The sequence below is a fragment of the Flavobacterium sp. genome, assembly GCF_017744675.1.
Taxonomy (GTDB): Bacteria; Bacteroidota; Bacteroidia; order Flavobacteriales; family Flavobacteriaceae; genus Flavobacterium.
The window spans coordinates 47,596-70,325 of sequence record NZ_JAGIAV010000006.1; the positions used below are offsets into that span (position 1 = coordinate 47,596).

18 protein-coding genes are annotated in these 22,730 nt (G+C 35.0%); 15 read left to right on the plus strand and 3 right to left on the minus strand.

The genetic code is table 11. The annotated features are described in order from the left end of the window. Positions 1 to 233 precede the first annotated feature (233 nt). Positions 234 to 674: a KTSC domain-containing protein gene (locus tag J7574_RS19060; protein ID WP_095931645.1), complete on the minus strand. Its 441-nt coding sequence runs from the start codon at positions 672 to 674 to the stop codon at positions 234 to 236. A 440-nt stretch (positions 675 to 1,114) separates the two neighbouring features. Then, complete coding sequence (locus tag J7574_RS19065) at positions 1,115 to 1,360, minus strand: hypothetical protein (protein ID WP_290972383.1); 246 nt, start codon at positions 1,358 to 1,360, stop codon at positions 1,115 to 1,117. 86 nt (positions 1,361 to 1,446) lie between these two features. Between J7574_RS19065 and J7574_RS19070 the strand changes: the two genes are divergently transcribed. The 9 genes from J7574_RS19070 (at position 1,447) to J7574_RS19110 (ending at position 10,007) form a co-directional block, all read left to right on the plus strand. Continuing rightward, positions 1,447 to 1,989 (plus strand): hypothetical protein, encoded by a 543-nt coding sequence (locus J7574_RS19070; protein ID WP_290972386.1) that lies wholly within the window; start codon positions 1,447 to 1,449, stop codon positions 1,987 to 1,989. Further along, positions 1,989 to 2,135 (plus strand): hypothetical protein, encoded by a 147-nt coding sequence (locus J7574_RS19075; protein WP_167330310.1) that lies wholly within the window; start codon positions 1,989 to 1,991, stop codon positions 2,133 to 2,135. Before J7574_RS19070 ends, J7574_RS19075 begins: the two co-directional genes overlap by 1 nt. Positions 2,136 to 2,231: 96 nt before the next feature. Then, on the plus strand, positions 2,232 to 2,465 hold the full coding sequence (locus tag J7574_RS19080) for a hypothetical protein (RefSeq protein ID WP_290972392.1): 234 nt from the start codon (positions 2,232 to 2,234) through the stop codon (positions 2,463 to 2,465). Next, positions 2,437 to 2,835 carry a YchJ family metal-binding protein gene (locus tag J7574_RS19085; protein WP_290972395.1) on the plus strand — a complete coding sequence of 133 codons (399 nt, stop codon included), beginning with the start codon at positions 2,437 to 2,439 and terminating at the stop codon, positions 2,833 to 2,835. The genes J7574_RS19080 and J7574_RS19085 overlap by 29 nt, the downstream gene beginning before the upstream one ends. A gap of 106 nt (positions 2,836 to 2,941) precedes the next feature. Next, a complete protein-coding gene (locus J7574_RS19090; RefSeq protein ID WP_290972398.1) occupies positions 2,942 to 4,060 on the plus strand; it encodes a VWA domain-containing protein in 1,119 nt (372 codons plus the stop codon). A 236-nt stretch (positions 4,061 to 4,296) separates the two neighbouring features. Beyond that, positions 4,297 to 5,760, plus strand: coding sequence for a magnesium chelatase (locus J7574_RS19095; RefSeq protein ID WP_290972401.1), 1,464 nt, complete (start codon positions 4,297 to 4,299; stop codon positions 5,758 to 5,760). A gap of 291 nt (positions 5,761 to 6,051) precedes the next feature. Continuing rightward, positions 6,052 to 6,906: an EamA family transporter gene (locus J7574_RS19100; protein ID WP_290972404.1), complete on the plus strand. Its 855-nt coding sequence runs from the start codon at positions 6,052 to 6,054 to the stop codon at positions 6,904 to 6,906. Positions 6,907 to 7,361: 455 nt separating this feature from the next. Next, entirely contained in the window at positions 7,362 to 8,648 is a 1,287-nt protein-coding gene (locus tag J7574_RS19105; RefSeq protein WP_290972407.1) for a Glu/Leu/Phe/Val dehydrogenase, read from the plus strand. 135 nt (positions 8,649 to 8,783) lie between these two features. Continuing rightward, on the plus strand, positions 8,784 to 10,007 hold the full coding sequence (locus tag J7574_RS19110; RefSeq protein WP_290972410.1) for a sterol desaturase family protein: 1,224 nt from the start codon (positions 8,784 to 8,786) through the stop codon (positions 10,005 to 10,007). A 485-nt stretch (positions 10,008 to 10,492) separates the two neighbouring features. Here the strand turns inward: J7574_RS19110 and J7574_RS19115 are convergent, their stop codons facing one another. Beyond that, positions 10,493 to 12,091: a DUF6377 domain-containing protein gene (locus J7574_RS19115; protein ID WP_290972412.1), complete on the minus strand. Its 1,599-nt coding sequence runs from the start codon at positions 12,089 to 12,091 to the stop codon at positions 10,493 to 10,495. A 482-nt stretch (positions 12,092 to 12,573) separates the two neighbouring features. On the opposite strand from J7574_RS19115, the gene J7574_RS19120 reads away from it, so the two are divergent. From J7574_RS19120 to J7574_RS19145, 6 genes are all read left to right on the plus strand, one after another. Then, positions 12,574 to 13,095, plus strand: a complete 522-nt coding sequence (locus J7574_RS19120; protein WP_290972415.1) for a DUF5004 domain-containing protein — start codon at positions 12,574 to 12,576, stop codon at positions 13,093 to 13,095. Between the two features lie 8 nt (positions 13,096 to 13,103). Further along, entirely contained in the window at positions 13,104 to 14,186 is a 1,083-nt protein-coding gene (locus tag J7574_RS19125) for a hypothetical protein (RefSeq protein WP_290972418.1), read from the plus strand. 28 nt (positions 14,187 to 14,214) lie between these two features. Then, positions 14,215 to 17,211: a TonB-dependent receptor gene (locus J7574_RS19130; protein ID WP_290972420.1), complete on the plus strand. Its 2,997-nt coding sequence runs from the start codon at positions 14,215 to 14,217 to the stop codon at positions 17,209 to 17,211. A gap of 29 nt (positions 17,212 to 17,240) precedes the next feature. Next, a complete protein-coding gene (locus J7574_RS19135; protein WP_290972421.1) occupies positions 17,241 to 18,746 on the plus strand; it encodes a RagB/SusD family nutrient uptake outer membrane protein in 1,506 nt (501 codons plus the stop codon). A gap of 312 nt (positions 18,747 to 19,058) precedes the next feature. After that, complete coding sequence (locus J7574_RS19140) at positions 19,059 to 20,303, plus strand: glycoside hydrolase family 71/99-like protein (RefSeq protein ID WP_290972424.1); 1,245 nt, start codon at positions 19,059 to 19,061, stop codon at positions 20,301 to 20,303. A gap of 25 nt (positions 20,304 to 20,328) precedes the next feature. Continuing rightward, positions 20,329 to 22,347 carry a glycoside hydrolase family 97 protein gene (locus J7574_RS19145; RefSeq protein WP_290972427.1) on the plus strand — a complete coding sequence of 673 codons (2,019 nt, stop codon included), beginning with the start codon at positions 20,329 to 20,331 and terminating at the stop codon, positions 22,345 to 22,347. Positions 22,348 to 22,730: the final 383 nt, after the last annotated feature.

Consider the following 22,730-nt stretch of genomic DNA (forward strand, 5'->3'; position numbering starts at 1 on the left):
GCAACAAAAGTATCTAAAATTATAAAACATACAGAATTTTGTAACCTAAAATTTTGTTATAGTTTTTTTGAGTCTAAAATGCCTAAAATCAGCAAGTTTATTGGCTTAATTTGATTTAAAACTCTTAATGAGAAACTTATTTGAACGATCTCTAAGAAAATATTTGAATTTTAGACATAAAAAAAGCACTCGTTTTACAGAGTGCTTTTTTGTAAAATATAGTAGTAGAAAAACTATTCTTGATTTGTTTTCTTTCTCCAAGTAAAAGAGTTTAAGATATGTCTTTTAGCAAATCTTGCTGGAGAATCTGCATTTACCATTTTCACGTAAGTTGCTTTTGGAACACTGATGTATTCGTAAACACTTCCGTTAGAAAAGTCAATAATTAAACGACCTTCAACAAATTTATAATCTGTAATAGAACAAGTTGAAATTGTTTCTGTGTACTCAGGTAAATTTAATTTGATAGTATCAGGGTGAATACTTACTAAAAAGTGGTAAGCTTCGATAATCGTTTTACTTTTTTCTTCTGCTTCTTTTAAACCAGCTTCATTTCCCACAAATTTATCAGGATGAGATTCCTTCATCGCATTACGATAAATTGTCTTTAAATCTTTTAACTCTGCAGTTTTTTCTACGTTTAGTAACTTGCGGTATTCAACTATTTTTTTCATAAATAAAAGGTAACTACTTGTCTATTAGTTTGAAATCGTTTTGTTTTAGTTCAAATCGACAAATTTTTTGCAAAGGTACACTTTTTTTTAACTTTTTAGTTTTGATGTAAAAAATATTCAGGAAAGTTGGTTTATTAAAATGTTAACGGAGTGTTTTGAGTGTTTTTTGAACTGTGTCTTTTTTACCGCAAAGCACGCAAAGAATTACGCAAAGAACGCTAATATTTCTACTGAAAGTTAACAAGATCTAAATATTAAGTTCGCAAAGCTGTGTCTAATACATGGCTTTGCGAACTTTTCGTTTTAATGATTCTCAAAAAAAAATTGTGCTCTTTGCGTAATTCTTTGCGGACTTTGCGATTAAAAATCAAGTTTGCGGTTAAGAAAAAACGTCCCAACAAACAACTTGAAACAAACAAAACATGAAACCTGAAACAAAATTACTCAGGTTTATGATTCGCTTTATCGAAATTTCTAGATTTCTTTGGATATTGTTTATAGCTCATGTCGCTTGGGTTTTCAATAACAGACTTTATGGTAATCCAATCGCCAACCTTAAATTTAGCTTCAACCATTTTATAGTCTAAAAGATATACGCCACAGAAATAATTATTATTTTCATCTTTTTCGATAATGCCGGTAAAAACTCCTTTTTGAGGCATTTTTTGTTCTAAATCTTTAGACATGATTTTTTTGTTTTGAATTAAAGGAACAAAGGTAAGCAATTTAGGCTTGGTTTAGGGAGTTCGCTCTAATCTGAGTATATTTGCACATGCAAAAAAACTTTAAACCACATCCGAATTCTTTTAAAAATACGTTTTGTGCTTTTCATGAGGTCCTTCCAGATGCCATTGATGGATTGAAAAAACAATTTGAAAGCAAGGCAGGAAGCGCTTATTATTATACAGAAGAAGGAATGTATCGCGTTTCGAATCACTGGGGTAGACTGGCAAACAGCAAATGGCGTTTGATTGCTAGAAATCCAGAAACAGAATCGAAAACTAAAATTGGTTTTGCCAAATGGGAAGATTTTTATCCAGACAATGCCGAAGAAAAATTGTATTACATAAAAGCCGATTTCGAAAATAATCAGGCCAATTACGAGCATAAAAAGAATCCAGAATACGACGGAAAAGCAGTTTTAAGAACAAGTTTTGAAACCACAAAACGATTAAAACAAATTAGAAATCTACAGCAGCTGACCAATTGGGCTAAACATTTTGATTATGATGATATTGATGAATTGCGAAAACAAATTATCAACGAATTGATTTTCACAGAAAAAACGTTAGAACAAATTAAAAGAGAGGTGTAATGGGAAGAAATAACGAAAGAAACATCAAAAAGCACAACGATAAATTGCACAAAGCCCAGGCGAAAGCCAAACAAGCTGAAATTTCACGCAAAGAAAAGTTGAAGGAAATAATGAAAAAATTCAACGAAAGTAAAAACGAAGAGTAAAATATTTGTTTCAGGTTTCATGTTTCAAGTTTCAGGTTCGTGCGTTAACTTGCAACTTTAAACCTGAAACCTGAAACAAAAACAACAAAAGAACCCATGAATAGTAAATTCGAAGAATTAAAAGCAAACGTACAGGAAATCATTGATTTGATTGCTGCGAAAAATGATAGAGAAGCAAACAACAAATTATTGGAAGTAAGCGAAACATTAGACGAAATGATTGATTTTACTGAAGAAGATGAAGAAGTTCGCGAAATAACCCGTTATCAAGTTTTATTGAATCAGCTTCACGTTAAAATTAATGGAGAAGAGCCAGTTGATGGAGAATAAAAAATGCTTTTGCGATACAGGACTGCCTTTTGAAAATTGTTGCGGATTATATTTAAACAATAACCAAAAAGCGCCGTCAGCATTAAGTTTAATGCGATCTAGATATTCGGCGTACGCTACGCATAATGCCGATTATCTAATGGAAACCACTTATGTTTCGGAACGAAAATACTATTCGAAATCAGAGATTTTAAGATGGGCTGTTTCTAATAAATGGCAAAAATTGGAGATTTTGAGTTCTTCTGAAAATACAGTCGAATTCAAAGCTTACTTTCTAGATTCAGATAATAAACCGCAAGTGCATTATGAATTTTCTACTTTTAAATTTGAAAATGGCGCTTGGTTTTATTTGGATGGAAAGTTTGAATAATTATCACATCTAACACTGTTAGTCCTGATTTTTGGTTGAATATTTTAACTAAAAATTAATAAACGTTTCGTTTTTCATAATTCCAAAAAGATGTAATTTTAGAATTATGAAAAACGAATTTAAAAAAGGCTTTTATTTTAAGACTTACGAAGCTCCTTTTCAGTCTCCGTTTGACAAACTTTTTACGATTTTTAAAGAGTTAATCACCCATACTTCGGGCGATTTTGATGAAGCAATCAACTGGCTTCGGGAGCTGGACAAAGAATATAAACTTACCGACGAAAATTATACTATTGACGATTTTATCGAAGACCTGAAGAAAAAAGGATACATCAGAGATGAAGTAAAAGGCGATGGAAGTAATGGTTTTGGAATAACTGCAAAAACCGAACGTGCCATTAGACAACAAGCTTTAGATCAGATTTTCGGAAATTTGAAAAGATCTGGAAGCGGAAGCCATAAAACAAAACATGCAGGAAATGGCGATGAACATACTGGCGAATTCCGTGAGTTTAATTTTGGAGATAGTCTAGAAAGAATTTCGCTAACTGAAAGTCTTCGAAATGCTCAAGTTAATAACGGAGTTGAAAGTTTTATGCTGACCGAAAATGATTTGGTTGTAGAAGAAGCGCAGTACAAAGCACAAATGAGTACCGTTCTAATGATCGATATCAGCCATAGTATGATTTTGTATGGCGAAGACCGAATTACGCCTGCGAAAAAAGTCGCGATGGCTTTGGCAGAATTAATTACCACTAGATATCCTAAAGACACACTCGATATTTTGGTTTTCGGAAATGATGCTTGGACTATTCCAATCAAAGATTTGCCTTATTTGCAAGTTGGACCTTATCATACCAATACAGTTGCGGGTTTGCAATTGGCGATGGATATTCTTCGCAGAAAGCGAAATACCAACAAGCAGATTTTTATGATTACGGATGGAAAACCAAGTTGTGTTCGCGAACGTGATGGTTCTTATTATATGAATAGTAATGGTTTAGATGAATATATTGTCGACAAATGTTACACGCAAGCGCAACAAGCTAGAAAACTTCATATTCCGATTACTACTTTTATGATTGCTAGAGATCCTTATTTACAGCGTTTTGTAAATCAGTTTACTGAGGCCAATCAAGGAAAAGCATTTTATACCGGATTGAAAGGTTTAGGCGAAATGATTTTTGAGGATTATGAAGCGAATAGGAAGAAAAGGGTTCGATAAAGGTTCTGAGGTGCTAAGATGCTAAGGTTCTGAGGTACAAAGTGACAAAGTGACAAAGGTTTCTAAACATAATGCATATTGTAGAGGCGCACTGCAGTGCGTCTAACGCAAGATTGAAATATAACCACAACGCATATCGTAGAGACGCACTGCAGTGCGTCTAACACAAAGTGAAGACAAAATGTTTTTCCTTTCAAAAAAAACAAAACAAATAATAAAATTTACATTTCAATACAATGGAAATAAATACTATAAAGACATTAGGTCAATTAAAAGCCGCTGGATATAAAAGTACAAGCATAAAGGATGAATTGCGTAATAATCTTCGTGAGAAAATCAAATCGGGGAAACCTGTTTTTGAAGGGGTTCACGGATTTGAAAATACGGTAATTCCAGAACTGGAACGTGCGATCTTATCTCGTCATAATATCAATTTACTTGGACTTCGCGGACAGGCGAAAACTCGTTTGGCGCGAAAAATGGTCGAATTGTTAGACGAATATATTCCGTTTGTGGAAGGATCGGAAATTAATGACGATCCGTTAAATCCGATTTCCCGTTTTGCGAAGGATTTAATTGCTGAGAAAGGTGACGAAACTCCGATTTCATGGTTGCACAGAAGCGAGCGCTTTTTCGAAAAACTCGCCACTCCAGACGTAACTGTTGCCGATTTAATTGGAGATGTTGACCCGATTAAAGCGGCCAATCTAAAACTGTCTTATGCAGACGATCGTGTAATTCACTTCGGAATGATTCCGAGAGCAAATCGCTGCATTTTTGTAATTAACGAATTGCCTGATTTACAGGCTAGAATTCAAGTTGCTTTATTCAATATTTTGCAGGAAGGCGATATTCAAATTAGAGGTTTCAAGTTGAGAATGCCTCTCGATATGCAATTTGTTTTCACAGCAAATCCAGAAGATTATACCAATAGAGGAAGTATTGTAACGCCTTTGAAAGATAGAATAGGTTCGCAGATTTTAACGCATTATCCAGAAAGTATCGAGATTGCCAGAACGATTACCGAACAGGAATCTAAGTTAGATAAGAATCAAACGGATGTGGTGTATGTTCCGAGTTTGGCGAGGGATATTTTAGAACAGATTAGTTTTGAAGCACGTGAAAGCGAATATATCGACAATAAAAGCGGAGTGAGTGCGAGAATGAGTATTACAGCATTTGAAAACCTGATTAGTACTGCCGAACGTCGTGCTTTGATTTCGGGTGTTGATAAAACAACCTTGCGTTTATCAGATTTTGTCGGAATCATTCCAGCTATTACAGGAAAAGTAGAATTGGTGTATGAAGGAGAGCAGGAGGGAGCCGATGTTGTAGCTGAAAGTTTGATCGGTTCTGCTATTAGAACTTTGTTTCCAGAATACTTTCCTAAAATCGAAAAATTAGAAAAACCAGACGAAAAAACGCCATATTCTGATGTCGTAGAATGGTTTTTCGCGGAAAGCGGTTTCGAATTGCTAGACGATGCTTCCGATAAGGAATACAAAAGTATTTTAGACGAAGTTACGCCATTAGACGAATTATTGAAAAAATACCAGCCTCAATTAGCAAAGGAAGATGCTTATTTTATGAAAGAATTCATTCTTTGGGGATTGGTTGAATATAAAAAGCTGAGCAAAGATCGTTTTGCAAAAGGAAATCAATTTAGAGATATTTACGGGAGTTACATTAGTAAATTCTAAAAGAGATAATTGAGTTTAATACTTTGACTAAAGTAATTTTTTAAAATCTAATCATTAGTCTAAAATTGATCGGTATAATATCTGCTTCAATCTGCGTAATCTGCGTGAAAAATCTAAGCATGAAATTATTTAACGCTCGCGATAACTATCGGGATAAAAAGATTTTGGCAGATCAAATTAGATTTTATTTTGCCCAACGTTTGGAAATATAATCTGGTCTAGCTGGTTTTTTAAAACCGGCTAGGCTTTTTTATTTTACAATAGTTACTTTTACAATCCAAAAATAAATTTATGTTATTCCTTATATTAAGTATTCTTTGCAGTGTTATTGTGGGCGTTATTTTCAAAATTTCAAGAAAATATAATGCTAATCCTTCGCAAATCATTTCTTTCAATTATATCGCGGCGATAACTCTTTGTTATATTACTTTTAGTCCAGATCTTAATGCATTAGACGATAATGCGCCATTAGAAATTTATACCGCAGTTGGAATTTTGCTTCCTATTTTATTTCTATTTCTAGCGCTTTCTATAAAATATATGGGAATTGCAAAAACCGATGCAGCGCAACGATTATCACTTTTTATTCCGATTCTCGCGGCTTGGCTTTTGTTTAATGAAGGATTTAATACTTATAAAGTTATTGGGGTTTTAGTTGGTTTTGTGGCGCTTTTATGCATTCTTAAAAAGCCTTCAGATAATGCGGAAAACAAATGGATTTATCCAGCTGTTGTGTTATTTGGTTTTGGAATTATCGACATTCTTTTCAAGAAAATAGCTTTATATACTGTTGCTCCTTATACAACATCTTTATTTTTTGTCTTTCTAATTGCTTTTGTTGTTTCTGTTGCAATAGTATTGTATAAATTACTTATAGCTAAAGAGAGTTTTTCTGTAAAAAGCATTCCTTTTGGAATTTTGGTTGGAGTTTTCAACTTCGGGAATATTTTATTCTATTTAAAAGCGCATAAAGCATTTGCAGAAAATCCGTCTACGGTTTTTGCTGGAATGAACATGGGAGTCATTATTTTAGGAACCATTATTGGTGCTTTTTTCTTCAAAGAAAAACTATCTAAAATTAATATTTTGGGATTGGTTTTGGCTTTAATTGCCGTTGTTTTTATCGTTTTTTCACAATTACAGTAATTTTTTTTAATACGTAATCCTTTAGTTTACAGGTGTTTTAATGGGATTGTTTAATTTTGGTCAAAATAAACTCGACTAATTCTATAGAATTTATAAATATATTTTTGTAGCTTTGTCTCAACAATGAAAAACTATAGCCGAAATATTAAAACGTCTTTTCCATGCAGCTTTGCGATGTGCTGTATGATGAATCACGTTTTGAAATGGCGTTAATAGAGAAAGTACTTGTTAGTTATTTTTTTTTTAGCCTTTCATTGCACCATGAAAGGCTTTTTTTTGAATCATTAAAAAATCGAGATATGAGAACCAACAGAAATATGAAAATTTTGATGCGCCGCTGCCTGATCAAAATTCCGTGTTGCATCTAAATTGAAAGAATAAAAGAGAAAGCATCTTCAAAAGAAAAGAAGATCACTAAATATAAAAAGATAACCCAAACCTAAAAACTATATATTATGAGCTCAGAAATTATAAAACATAATCCGTTTCAATCCATGATTGATCGCTTTAATATCGCTGCAGATATTTTAAATCTAGATGATTCTATCAGACAAAAATTGCAGCGCCCAGAAAAACAAATCACAGTAAACTTTTCTATCACATTGGATAACGGAAACGTTCAGAATTTTGAAGGATACCGTGTTATTCACAACACCGCTTTAGGGCCTTCAAAAGGTGGAATTCGTTATGATACTGCTGTAAATCTGGACGAAGTAAAAGCACTTGCCGCCTGGATGACCTGGAAATCTGCTGTAACCGGAATTCCATTTGGTGGAGCAAAAGGCGGCATCATTTGCGATCCGAGAAACCATTCTAAAACGGAATTAGAAAAAATTACAAGAGCATACACCAAAACTTTAGCCGATATTTTCGGACCAGAAAAGGATGTTCCAGCTCCAGACATGGGAACAGGTCCAGACGAAATGGGCTGGCTGATGGATGAATTTTCGCTATTGCACGGAAGACCAATTCATGCGGTAGTAACTGGAAAACATCTCCACTCTGGCGGATCTCTAGGAAGAGTAGAAGCAACAGGAAGAGGTGTAAGTATTATTACGCTTTTGGCACTGGAAAAATTAAGAATAAGACCTGCGAGAGCTACTGCAGCAATTCAAGGATTTGGAAATGTTGGATTGCACTCGGCTTTATTCCTTCATGAAAAGGGAGTAAAGATTGTAGCTGTGAGTGATGTTTCGGAAGCATTTTACAATCCGAACGGGATTAATATTCCAGAATTGATTTTGTATTACAATCTAAACAACAAAACCATAAAAGGCTATCCGAATTCGGTTGCTATAAAACACGAAGATTTATTGCTTTTAGATGTTGATGTCTTGATTCCAGCTGCGAAAGAAGATGTGATTACACAGAAAAATGCAAAAGACATTCAAGCAAGAATTATTGTTGAAGGGGCCAATGGTCCAGTTGCTTCAGATGCAGATCAGATTTTGCATGAAAAAAATATATTAGTTGTGCCTGATATTTTGGCCAATGCAGGTGGTGTGACCGTTTCTTACTTCGAATGGCTTCAGAATTCGCTTTTGGAGTCTTGGAGAATCAGCCAGATTAATAAACGTTTGGAGGATATTTTAGAGAAAGGTTTTGATACTGTTTTTAGAGTTGCAGTAAAACACAATATAACGCCTCGTATTGCGGCTTATGTTATTGCTTTGAAAAAAGTAGCCGAAACACAATCGGTTAAAGAAGTAGCACTAGAAGCTCCTTTATTTAAGCAGAATTAAAAATCAGGTTTATCCGTAAAAGATCATTTTCGTTGATTACATTTTTTGTCTCTCCTAGAAAAACGTAATTGATGGAAGTGTCTTTTTCGTTTGAGCTTTTAAGTATAATTTTTAGAATCGAAAAGTATCATTTCAATGAAAAACATCAATTTTCTAGCATTTGCTATGCCGGCCTTTTTTCTTTTTTTATTTTTAGAATATAAGCTTGCTCAACGCAGAAAAAGGCCTGAAATTTTTAATTACGAAAGCTCTGTTTCTAATATTTCCATCGGAATTGCAGAGCGTTTGATTAACTTATTTGTCGCAGCCAGTTTTTATCAGTTGTATTATTTGATTTATGACGATTATAGAATATTTGAGATTCCAAGCAATGCTTTGGTTTGGTTTGCGCTTATTCTCGCTACCGATTTTGTCTGGTATTGGTACCATAGATTAGGGCATGAAGTCAATTTTTTCTGGGCAGCCCACATTGTGCATCATCATAGCGAAGAATTTAATTTTACGGCGGCAGCCAGAATTACGACATTTCAAGCGATTGTTCGAACGGGATTTTGGTGCGTTCTGCCTTTAATTGGGTTTCATCCTACTATGGTTATTACGATGTTAATTGTTCACGGAGCTTATTCGTTCTTTACTCATACACAGCTTATCGGAAAAATAAAATGGCTCGAGTATGTATTTGTAACGCCTTCGGTTCATGGGGTTCATCATGCTTCTGATGAAAAATACTTAGACAAAAATTACGGTGATATGTTTACGTTTTGGGATCGCCTTTTCGGAACTTTCCAAACGGAAGAGGAAAAACCAAAATACGGACTAACGCATCCGCTAAAAAGCTATAGTTTCTTATGGCAGCATTTTCATTATTACTTCGAAATCTACGAATTATGGAAACGCTCTAGCGGATTCAAAAACAGATGGAAAGCTGTTTTCGGAAGTCCAGCCGATATGGATCAGGATATTCGTCCGATTCTAGAAAAGCGTTTTCTTCAGGATAAAGCAGCGCCAAATCAAAGACTTCGATTTAAAAATTACCTTTATATCCAATTAGGGATCTGCACGCTTATCCTAACTGTTTTCACTTATTATTTTGATTATTTGCAAAGCTACGATAAGATATTTGTGCTTTCGCTGGTGATTCTAACTTTAATCAATTGTGGAGCTTTGCTCGAACAACGCAAATGGATTTATTATTTAGAATATACTCGTCTCGCCATGATTTCGACCTATTTTTTATACGAGAGAGGCTTATTGATGTTCTTTTTTATTCCAATCGCGCTTATGATTTTTGCAGAGCAGTTGTTTTCATTGAGCAAGATTTATCAGAATACCATTTTGCAGCTAGAATCTGCCGAATAATTTTTTTTCCGCCACGAATTCACGAATTTTCTTTTTTAATCTATTCGTGCAATTATTGCGCATAAATTTCACGTATCATTTTAAAATAAAAATTCGTGAATTTGTGGCTAAAAAAAAAATAGTCCCAGCGGGACGAAATATTTATAGAAAAGAGATATTTGTGTGAAATAAAAAAGCTCCAGCGGAGCGACATATTTAAATTTATATGCCGCTCCGCTGGAGCTTTACTGATGGGGTGTTGCTTTTTTTTCTATAAATATTAAGCTCCTCTGGAGCTTTTTGTGGCATTGCTCATTTCATCATAAAAAAAAAAATAGCCACGAATTCACGAATTTTCTATTTTCCAATCAATTCGTGCAATTATCGTCCATAAATTTCACGTATCATTTTAAAAACAAAAATTCGTGAATTGCTTCGCCTATTCGCTATCGCTCGGGTCGTGGCAAAAAAAACTCAGCATCTTAGAACCTTAGCATCTCAGTAACTTAAATAGTCTTAATTTCCATAATCTTTTGCTCAAAAGTATCTTTAAAATCAGATTTGCTTTTAATTCTGGTTTTGTAGGTATAAATTGTAGCTACAGAGAGTTCAAGGAATTCTGCCATTTGGCTGCTGTCTTGAATTCCGAGTCTATAAAGGGCAAAAATTCGCAATTCCGTATTTAGAAGCTCGCCTTTTTTGACAATAGATTTGTGATCATTCGGAAATAAGTTGTTGAAATCGGTAACGAATGTTGGGAACAGTTTTAAGAAAATTTCATCAAACTGATGGAAAAGATTTTCTCTTTCTTCCTTCACATTATAACGTTTTAAACTGGCAATAACTTCATCTGTTTTTTTGGTGATGATTTTATGCAGCGTACTTTTCTGAATATGATCAATTTTATTAATAAACGCCGAAGTTGCTTTGATAAAATAAGTAATGTATTCTTCTTTAATAGCATTTGCTTCACTCAGGCTCACATTCATTTCCTGCAATTTCAAGTACGAATCGGCCATAATTTTTCTGGCTTTATTTTTCTCTTTTAATTGTTTGAAAATAATGCCAAGAAAAACGAAAATAATGACGGTAAGAATCGTCAAGAGAATAATAATCTTCTCCAGTTTATCATTTTTATCTTTTACATTATTCAGCTGGGCCTTTTCAATAATCGGAAGAATCGACGAAATCTCAATTTTTCGATGTCTCGCATTATAAAAAGTAGCATCGTCCATTGCAATATTGATGTATTCGTTGGCTTTATCCAAATAGCCCATTTTAAAAAGCTCATTCGCTAAATTTCGAAGTGCCACGGTTTCTCTAGTAGCGTTTTTAACATCAGCGATTGCAGCAAGAGCCAAATACTGGATAGCCTTTTTGGTATAACCCCGTTCAGAATAAATATACCCGAGGCTTGAAGTGGCTATTCCGTAATAATCAGGAGGCAGATTATAATTGTTAATCCAATAGCTGAAAGCAAATTCGGCACCTCGCCAATCTTGTTGTTTCAAGCGCTTTAAACTTTCTGCTGCCCAATATTCGTTTGTATTGGTTCCGATTAATTCTAAAGCTTTCTTCAAGAAATGATTTCCCTGCTGTATGTAATGAATATTAAAGCGCTGATCACTGCTGTAATCGGCTAAATCATAATAAGCACGGGCTTTTATGCTATAGTATTCAAATTTATGTTTGATATCGAGTTTACTATCATCTATTACATTTAAGGTATCAATCGCTTCTTTAAAAAGACCAGAAGATAACAACACAAAACCTTCTTTGATTCGGCTTTTAGATAAAAACTTTGGATCTTTTAGAGTTTTGGCCTTGATTTTGGACTGTTCCAGATAGTAATAAGCAGAATCATATTTAAATGATTTGTATTCGTCAAACAATGCCATATAACAATTGTAAAGTTCTTCATTGTTTTGGTTGAGCGTATACTTGGAGAGATTTTTCTTTAAATCTCCTATTTTTTTATATTTCTGTTTCAGGTAAACCTCTTTTTTTAAGAGTGCCTGGTCTAATTCTTCTAAATAAGGATTAGTCTCTTTTGCAGTAAGAGAAAATCCTCCTAAGAAGAAAAGCAGCATCAATATTCTTTGCATGATTTTGTTTTGGTTTAGGGAAAAAGGTAGTTGATGATATAGTTAGTTAATTCGATTTTAAAATTAAGAATAAGTTTGAGATTAAGCCAAACTTGTTTTTCTAGAATCTTGTAATTGTTTAAAAAGATAGCTTTGAAGGGGGATTTTCGGAGTGAAAATAAGCTGTAAGTGTTAAAAATGGGTAATTTATTTGCAATTATACAATAAAAACTACTTATATATACGCATAGTGAAAAAAATATCCTTATTATTTTGCATATTGTCATTTTTACCATTTAAAAATGGCCAATTTTTATCTAAACACCGTCTTGATTTTTTACTTATCGATTTATTTTTAAGTATTTGATTTTTAATTATTTGTGTATTTATTTGGTTCGATTTCATCTTGATTTTTCTCAGATTTTTTTTTTAGGATTTATTTAAGGTCTAGTTTCGCTGTATCCTTTTGAAGGGGATAACAAACTAACGAAAACCAAAAATTTATGAAATGTAAAAGTCTTTATTGGCTAGCTTTTATGATGTGTTTTTTTGCTATCGGATGCGATAACACAGACGACGGAAGCTATGTAGAACCAATTACCCTTTATGAAAAAGTAAATGGAAATTGGGGATTAACAAATCTGAAAATGGTAGATGAAGTTGCGAAAGCAAATAAGATCGAACCAAACGAAGAAAACTTGAGTACGTATTTCAACTACGAAGATTTTAAAATCAAATTTAACGTAGACGGAAACAACAAACCTACAAGTTATGAAGTAACAGGAGATGTCCCTCCGTTATTTGCTCCAAAAGGATATTGGGCACTTAGCTCAGATTTTCAGCAGACCAACGGTGTTGGCACAAAAATCTACTTGTATAGCGATGCGCAGAAAACGCAGAAAACAGATGAATTGAGATTGATTTCGGTTCCAGGTAAAAGCAAGGAAATGCAGCTTCAATTGGCTCATTCTTCTGGCGGTATAGATTTCGTGTCTTATGTGTTTAAATTAAATGCTATTAATTAAAAAGTAATATGAAAAAGTTTATATATACAATTTTACTTGCCCTGTTGATGGCTCCTAATTTTATTCAGGCACAAGAAGCTGCTGGATCTGTAGGAGCAATGTCATCATTTCCTGTTGTGTACAAATATGATGAACAAGTTACTTGGTATTTTGATATGTCGGCATCTACATTTGCCGAAACAGAAGATTTATACATCTGGATCTGGTCTCCATCTGAACCAGATGCTGGACACTGGGAAAACTCATCAGATTTTGCAAAACTGAAATACGAAGGAAATAAAATCTGGAGTTTTACTTTAACTCCGACCCTTTATTTTTCTAAAACTCCAGAACAAATTGCAGCAAGTGATGGATTTTGGTTTCGTTTAAAAAACAAAAACGGATCTAAACAAAGTGAAGTTGCCAATATGAAGTATACTGATTTTTCTTCATTTTATACTTCAGGAGAATTATTTAGATCCTATCCAACAAAACCTTTAATTGATAAACCAGTAAGTATTTTGTTTAATGCAAATCTTAATCCTGCATTTGCGGGTACTCCAAGCGTACACATGCATGGTGGTTTAAATGACTGGGCTATTCAGCAAATGTATGAAGCTGCAAAACCTGAGGTTGCAGCAAAAACAAAATTAAAAGACTTAGGCAATGGTTTTTACAAAATGGATTTTATTCCTAAGCAATACTTCAATGCGCCAGATGGCTTCGTTATGGAGAAGATAAATTTTCTGATGGTAGCAGAGAATTGGACGGCAAATTCTGGCGATCAGGTTATTTATGCAGGAGAATTTATTCCGCCACCGCCACCAAGTTTTGCATTCTTCCCATCCCAAATTAGTCAGAAAGATTTTCTTGGAATGTCAAGAAAAAACAATGAGGTAGGAGTAAACAAATTGATCTATAAGATTACTGCTGGACCAAAAACAATTTCTGGTGAGTTTACTGGAGGAACTTCAGAAATTAAAGGTTTTGTCAATTTAGTATCAGAATTAAACGGAGTTCCAAACTTAAGCGAAATCCATGTTTTAGTAAAAGACAATAAAGACAAAACGATTTCGGATACGACGATTCCGCTAAAAACTTTAGATAAATAATCACTATTAAATTAAAACACCAATTCTAATGAATAGTAAAAATACAAAAAGCGTCCTGCATCAAATGTGGACTGCTAAGGCAGCGGTATTGATGATATTTATGCTTTTTCTTACTGCCAATTCTTTCGCGCAGACGAAAAAGATATCAGGAACTGTTTATGACAATACAGGGAATGTATTGCCAGGAGCTTCTATCATTGAAGTAGGAACTAAAAACGGAACTACAACAGATTTTGATGGTAAATTTAGCCTTCAGGTAGCCGTAGGAAGTGCGATCGAAGTTTCGTTTATCGGATCGACAACACAAAAAGTTCAGATTACAGCAAATACTTCTAATTATGAAGTGCGCTTGCAAAATGACGGATATACATTGGCAGAAGTTCAGGTAGTTTCTGTAGGTTACGGAAAAGTGAAAAAATCAGATTTGACTGGAGCTATTTCTACCGTTGGAGCAGATGATTTAGTAAAAGGAACTATTGGTTCTACAGAGCAGGTTTTGCAAGGAAAAGTGGCAGGATTGAATATTATTCGCCCTTCTGGAGATCCAGCAGCGGGTTCTACAATCCGTCTTCGTGGAGGAACTTCTTTAACAGCAAGCAACAGTCCGCTAATTGTGGTCGATGGTATTGCAGGAGTTGATATTAACGTAGTGCAGCCTTCAGACATTAAGTCGGTTGACGTTCTTAAAGATGCTTCGGCGACAGCAATTTATGGTTCTCGTGGAGCAAATGGGGTAATTATGATTACTACAAAATCTGGAACAAAAGGAGTTTCTGTTGTGTATAACGGACAAACAGGTGTTGGCTTTGTGAATGATAATTTGGATCTTCTTTCAGCAAATCAGTGGAGAGGATATGTTCGTCAAAATCAAATTGCAGATGCGGTAGATTATGGAGCAAATACCAATTGGCAGAAAGCAATTGAACAAACTGCTATTTCTCAATCGCATACTTTAAGCATTAATTCTGGTAAAGCAGACAGCGGTTTTAGAACTTCGCTTTCTTACCTAAACAATCAAGGTGTAATAAAAAGATCTGGTTTGGAGAGATTAAGCGGAAATGTTAGTGCTTACCAATTTCTTGGAGATAACAAAGAAGTGAAATTTGATATGGGATTATTTGCAAATATTGACAAATGGCACCCAATTGATTACAGAATTTTTGAAAGAGCTTATAACTTAAATCCAACGATTCCGGTTTACGATGCCAACGGAAATTTTAGTGTGGTAACAGGAAATATTTACGAAAATCCAGTTGAGATTTTAACCAACAGAACTGTTGATAACGAAAGACACAGACTTTTAGGTTACTTTAAAACGGATGTAAAATTCTTGAATGACTTTACTGCGACAGCCAATATTTCGTTGGAGCATAATGCTGTAAAAGGAGGTACTTACAAACCATCTTATGCCGTTATGGAAGGGCAGACTGAAGGCGGATTTGCACAAAGAACGTATGCAGAATATACCAATGCACAAGGCGAGCTATATGTAAATTACAGCAAAGTAATTGACAAGCATAACATTAGTGCTTTGGCTGGATATTCTTACCTTGAAAATATCTACCAAGGTTTTGGAGCGCAAAGAGGAGGTTTCGTAACAGATGCTTTCAGTTATAATAATTTAGGAGCTGGTTACAACTATCGCTTAAACGATGTGTATTCATACAAAGGAAAATCAAATTTAGTGTCTTTTTATGCTCGTGCTAACTATGGTTACGATGGTAAATATTTATTGACTGCAACAGTAAGACGTGACGGATCAAGCCGTTTTGGAGAAAATAATAAATGGGGAACTTTCCCTTCGGCTTCAGCAGCTTGGAGAATTTCTAACGAAGAATTTATGCAATCTTCAAAAGGTTGGTTAGACAATTTGAAATTGAGAGTTGGTTACGGAGTTACTGGAAATCAAGATGGAATTGGAGAGTATAAATCGCTTTCTATTTTAGGAGTTGGAAGCGACAGTTATTATGATCCAATTACAAAAACGTGGAGTTTGGCTTATTCTCCAAAACAAAATCCGAATCCTGATTTGAAATGGGAATCTACAGAGCAAGTTAACGTTGGTTTCGATTTCGGACTTTTCAATAGAATTACAGGATCTTTTGAGTGGTATTCTAAAACAACAAAAGATTTATTATACACTTATGAAGTGCCTCAGCCTCCATATTTAGTAGGAACAATGTTGGCAAACGTTGGTGAAATGTCAAACAAAGGAGTAGAGTTAACATTGAATGCTGACATTATTAAAGGAGATAAATTCAATTGGAGTGCTAATTTAACTCTTGGACACAACGTTCAGAAAATTGAAAAATTGTCAAACCCAACCTATAAAACAGATGTTATCTACAGCGGATCTCTTCACGGTTTAGCAGGTATGTCGGGACAATATTCTCAGATTATTGCTGAAGGATATCCTGTTGGAACCTTCTGGGGATTCAAAAATGCTGGTTTAGATGCTAACGGAAAAATACAGTACTATAATGCGGCAGGGCAAGTAGTTGCTGAAAATGCATTGGTTGACGCGGACAAAACAGATTTAGGAAACATTCAGCCAGATTTGACTTTAGGTATTGGAATGAATTTTACTTATGGAAATTTTGATCTTGGATTTTCTGGATACGGAATGTTCGGCCAAAAAGCTTTAAATGCGACAAACATGATGTTAAACGATCCGAACAGATTGCCAGCTTTTAATGTGCCAGATTCTTTCTTAAGCAGCGGCATTACTTCGTCTCCTAAATATTCAGATTACTGGATCGAAGACGCTTCTTTCTTTAGACTTCAAACTTTGACTTTTGGTTATACTTTACCATTGAAATACAAAAAATCTAAATTTAGAATGTATGTAATGGGCGAAAACTTATTTGTAATTACAGGTTACAAAGGTGTAGATCCAGAGATTGGTTTAAATGCTCAGGACGGCGCAGATCAAACGGGATTGGCGGCTCCTGGTATTGATAAATACAATAATTATCCTCGACCAACTACAATTTCTGTTGGATTAAATTTTACGCTGAATAATTAAGCGAATTTGCTAACCATAAAATATTAACAATGAAAATCAAAATAACAGCAGCAATACTTTTAAGCATGCTTTTTACGGTATCATGTACTGATTTGAACGAACAGTTGTATGATCAGGTAGAAGATGGAAATTTCGGAAATACATCCAAAGAAATCGATGCGCTGGTAGGTGGAGCTTATTCTTCGTTAAGAGGATTCTCTGATGCGATCTCAAATAACTTTCCAACTTGCGAATATGTTTTCTTTTTGAATGAAGTGGTTTCAGATGAAGCTACAATTCCGACAAGAGGTACAAACTGGTACGATGGCGGACAATACCAAGATGCCCAAAAACATACTTGGAAAGCAGATAACAGAATGATTCTTTCGGCTTGGCGTTACAATTACACTGGAATTGCTAAGATCAACGCAATCATTTATCAAATCAACAAATCATCTCTTAGCGAAAAATCAAAAGAACCGATTTTTGCAGAATTAAAAGCGCTTAGAGCTTATTATTACTACAATCTTTTAGATTTGTTCGGAAATGTGCCAATTGTAACCAATTTTGAAGATACAGATCTTCCAAGCAATTCAACAAGAAAACAGGTTTATGATTTTGTTGAAAAAGAATTGACAGACGCTATTCCGTATTTGAATCCAAATCCAGTGTATTCTAAATTGACTAAAAATGTAGCCTATTCTATTTTGGCTAGATTGTATCTTAATTCAGAAGCCTTCATTGGTCAACCTCGTTGGCAGGATTGCATCAATATGTGCCAGAAAGTTACAGGATATAGTTTAACGCCAGATTTCTTTGCCAACTTTGTAACCGAGAATCAAACCTCTCCTGAAATTATTTTTGCGATTCCGTACGATTCAAAAGCAGGAACAGTTGGAAATTACATGAACTCCATGTCTTGCCATTACAACCAAAAATTGGCTATTTCGGCAATTCCAAACAATTATCCTTGGAGCGCAAACGGAATGTGCGCACAGCCAGGAGTGTATTCTTCTTTTGCAGATACAGACAAAAGAAAAAAATGTATGCTAGAGGGCGATCAGATCAATTTGGCAACAGGATCTGTGATTATTATGGACAACGGAGAACCATTGACATACACAGAAAATCTAACAAGTCTGGAAAATGCAAAAGAAAATGAAGGAGTTCGTTTGCATAAATACGAAATGAAAGCAGGAGAACAATGGGAGCGTGATCACGATTTTGTTTTAATCCGTTATTCAGAAATCTTAATGATGCAGGCAGAATGTTATGTTCGCTTAGGTTCGCCAGATTTAGCCAGACCATTTGTACAGCAAGTGGCAGCTCGTGCAGGCGAAGAATTGCCAGCAACGATAGACCTTGCGTTTATAGATCAAGAACTGTTGAAAGAATTCACATTTGAAGGAAGAAGAAGAACAGATAATATCCGTTTTGGAACATTCTTTTTGCCATGGTGGTCAAAAGGTCCAACAGAGAAATACAGAGCAATTTTTCCAATTCCAAGCACCGTTTTAACAACAAATAAAAACCTAAAACAGAATCCTGGGTATTAGGTTATTAAAGTGTCAGTCTTCCATGTTGGTTAGTCGTGGAAGGCTGACATGTTTTAAAAGATTGTCAAAGGTTTTTAGTATTCATATGAAAAGCTCCAGAGGAGCTAAATATTTATAGAATTATTTATGAATAACAAGCAGAGCTCCATAGGAGCGGCATATAGACGTAATAATATTTCACCCCGCTGGGGTTCGTTTGATATTCTGAATGGATTTTCTATAAATATACCGTCCCGCTGGGACTTATTAATTTGAAAAAAAAATCCCTTTCTAATCTTTTAATCTGTGGCTAAAAAATAAAATATTCTCAATATGAAAAGATATATCACATCGTTGGTTTTTGGGTTAATGAGCATTGCTATGGTTGCCGGATGCAGCAGCGATGACAAAGGCTCAGACAAACCAGTAGAACCAGAAAAAACAGCCCCTGTTGCGATTGAGAAAACCAACAGCACCAAGATTTATATGCATTATATGCCGTGGTTTGAAACCAACGAAAGCAGTGCCGATAAAAAATGGGGATATCACTGGACAATGGCAAACAAAAATCCGAACAGCGTAGGAGCAAACGGCCGAAGAGAAATTGCATCATACTATTATCCGCTGATTGGACCTTATCACTCAGGAGATAAAAATGTGATCGAAAATCATTTACTGTTGATGAAATATTCAGGAATTGACGGAATTCTGATTGATTGGTACGGCACTTATGATGTGAACGATTACAGAATGGTCAAAGAAAATACAGAGCAGCTTATCGAAATGCTTGACAAAGTTGGTTTAGAATATGCCATTGTTTACGAAGATCGATTTTTGACCAATGTTGTTAATGCAGGAAAAGCAATTTCGGTAACCAGCGCGGCCAAAACCGATTTGGCTTATGTAGAAAAGAATTATTTTACTGATGCTAATTATATCAAGATTAATGGAAAACCACTGTTAATGAATTTTGGACCAATTGTATTAAAGACCCCAGCTGAATGGACAAACGTCTTTAATACTTTAACAGCAAAACCAACTTTCTTGACACTTTGGGATCACTCTTCGATGGCAGGAGAAAATGCTTCTGGCGAATATGCGTGGGTGTATAAAGACAACAGTTTCCTAACAAATTTCTACACCAATACCAAACCAAAGTTAGGAGTTGCAATGGGAAGCGCGTATCCTGGTTTTAAAGATTTTTATGCCGAAGGCGGAGGTGGTGCAGCTATAGGATGGACGATTGAACACAACAACGGAGCGACATTGGATGAAACGCTTGCTTTGGCAAAAAATGCAAATGTAAATTACCTGCAGCTGATTACATGGAATGATTTCGGAGAGGGAACTATGGTGGAGCCAACAGTTGAATTTGGCTATTCTTTTATCGAAAAAATAAAAACTTTTGCTGGAGTAAAAAACACAGAAAGTGTATTTCCAGATATAAGCAAATTGTATGATTTACGCGTACAGAAAAAAGGAAATATCGAAGCCCAGAAAAAACTCGACCAAGCGTTTAATTATTTTGTTTCGATGCAGCCAGCAAAAGCAAAACAAATAATAAGCGAAATAAAATAGAGCTGTAATTAATACAATTTAAATAATGAAAAACAGAAAATATAGATACTGTATAGTAGCCTTTGCCTCGATGCTCGTGATGGCATGCAGTACTAAAAAAACGTATAAAATCAGTTCTCCTGAAAAGATCTCTGAATTAACTTTTGAACTAACGCCTTCCGGACAGCCTCAATACAGTTTTTCTTCAAACGGAAAATCGGTTATAGAGCCTTCTCTTATGGGATTTGAATTTCAAGGTTTAGCCAAAATGACCGATGGTTTTGAAGTTGTTTCAACAGAAGAAAAATCGGCAGATGAAACTTGGGAACAGCCTTGGGGCGAATTCAAAAAAGTGAGAGATCACCATAACGAACTTATTGTTCACTTAAAAGAAGCAAAAGGAGAAGAGCGTTTGGTTGATATTATCTTTAGAGTTTTTGATGATGGAGTAGGATTTCGTTATGAATTTCCGAAACAGCCTCATTTAGGAAAAGTCAAAATTTCTAATGAAGTAACGCAGTTTACGTTTAAAGACAATAACGAAGTTTGGTGGATTCCTGTTCACCGTGAAAATAGTTATTACGAAAGCGAATACCGCAAAACCTTAATGAGCAAAACAGACACCATTAATACGCCTGCAACTTTTGAAACTAAAGATAAATTGTATGTAGCCATTCATGAAGCCAACTTAACAGATTTTGCCTCAATGACGCTTTTAAAAACTACAGACAAACAATACAAAAGTGATTTAGTGCCGTGGGCAGATGGTGTAAAAGTATATGCAGAAACACCTTTTAAAACACCTTGGAGAACTATTGTAGTAGGTCAAACTCCAGGAGATGTGGCAACTTCAACCATTATGCTAAATCTAAACGAGCCTTCAAAAATTGAAGATTTATCTTGGATTACACCTTCAAAATATATCGGAATCTGGTGGGGAATGCATTTAGAAAAATATACTTGGGGACAAGGGCCAAAACATGGTGCAACAACCAAAAACACAAAAGAATACATAGATTTTGCCGCGAAAAATAATTTTGACGGAGTTTTGGTTGAAGGATGGAATGAAGGTTGGGATGGAGATTGGACAGCGGATGGTTCTGCTTTTAGTTTTACAAAAGCCTATCCCGATTTTAATTTGGAAGAAATTACCAAATATGCGGCTATGAAAAATGTTCGCTTAATCGGCCATCACGAAACGGCAGGAGCAACCAAAAATTACGAAAACCAATTGGAAGATGCATTCAAACTGTATCAAAAAATGGGAGTAAACTCGGTTAAAACAGGTTATGTAAACAAATATTTGGATAAAAAAGAATGGCACGATAGCCAATATGGAGCACGTCATTACAGAAAAGTAATAGAAACTGCTGCTAAATACCATATCATGATCGATAACCACGAACCAATGAAAGGAACTGGTTTACAGCGTACCTATCCGAACTTTATGTCGCAAGAAGGCGGACGCGGACAAGAATATAATGCATGGTCTGTAGATGGAGGAAATACACCAGAACATTTAACTACTTTGCCGTTTACAAGAATGCTCTCCGGACCGTTTGATTACACGCCAGGAAATTTCAATTTTGATTACAAAACGCCTTCTGGTGCAAAAGTGCAGACAACTTTGGCAAATCAATTGGCATTGTATGTCATTATTTTTAGTCCGTTGCAAATGGCTTCAGACTTGCCTGAAAACTATGAAGGAAAACCTGAATTTCAATTCGTAAAAGAGGTGCCTTGCACTTGGTCTGACACCAAAGTTTTAGATTCTAAAATTGGAGAGTATACTACAATTGCTCGTAAAGACTGGGACGAGAAAAATTGGTATTTGGGTTCTATTACCAATAGAAATGCAAGAGACTTAAAAGTTGCGCTTTCATTTTTGGATAAAAACAAAGAATACGAAGCAGAAATCTATGCCGACGGACCTGGAGCAAATTATAAAACAAATCCGTATCCTGTTGCAATCTCTAAACAGAAAGTAAACAGCAATACTGTTTTAGATATCAAATTGGCAGCTGGAGGAGGAACAGCTATAAAATTTACTCCAATCGAGAAGTAAGGTTCTAAGATGCTAAGGTTCTGAGGCTCTAAGAATGTTAAGATTATAAGTTATATTTTGAGTTAAGTAAGTTTAAGTTTGGTAATAAACCCGATGGCTAAAAAGTTATCGGGTTTGTTTTTTATTATCGCTAAAAGAGGTTTATTGCAATCCCGATAGCTATCGGGAGCTGTGATTGACGCAAAGCACGCTAAGATTTTTTTGTAAGAATTATTAAAATGAAAAGTTCGCCAAGCTTTGTGTAGATAAAACTTTGCGAACTTATTTTTTATACTTTGTATAGATTCTCAATAAATATACTTTGCGTAATTTGGGGTAAAAGAAACTCAGCGTGCTTTGCGCTAAAAAAAAACAATTGCCAAGAAGTTTTATCGGGTTTATTT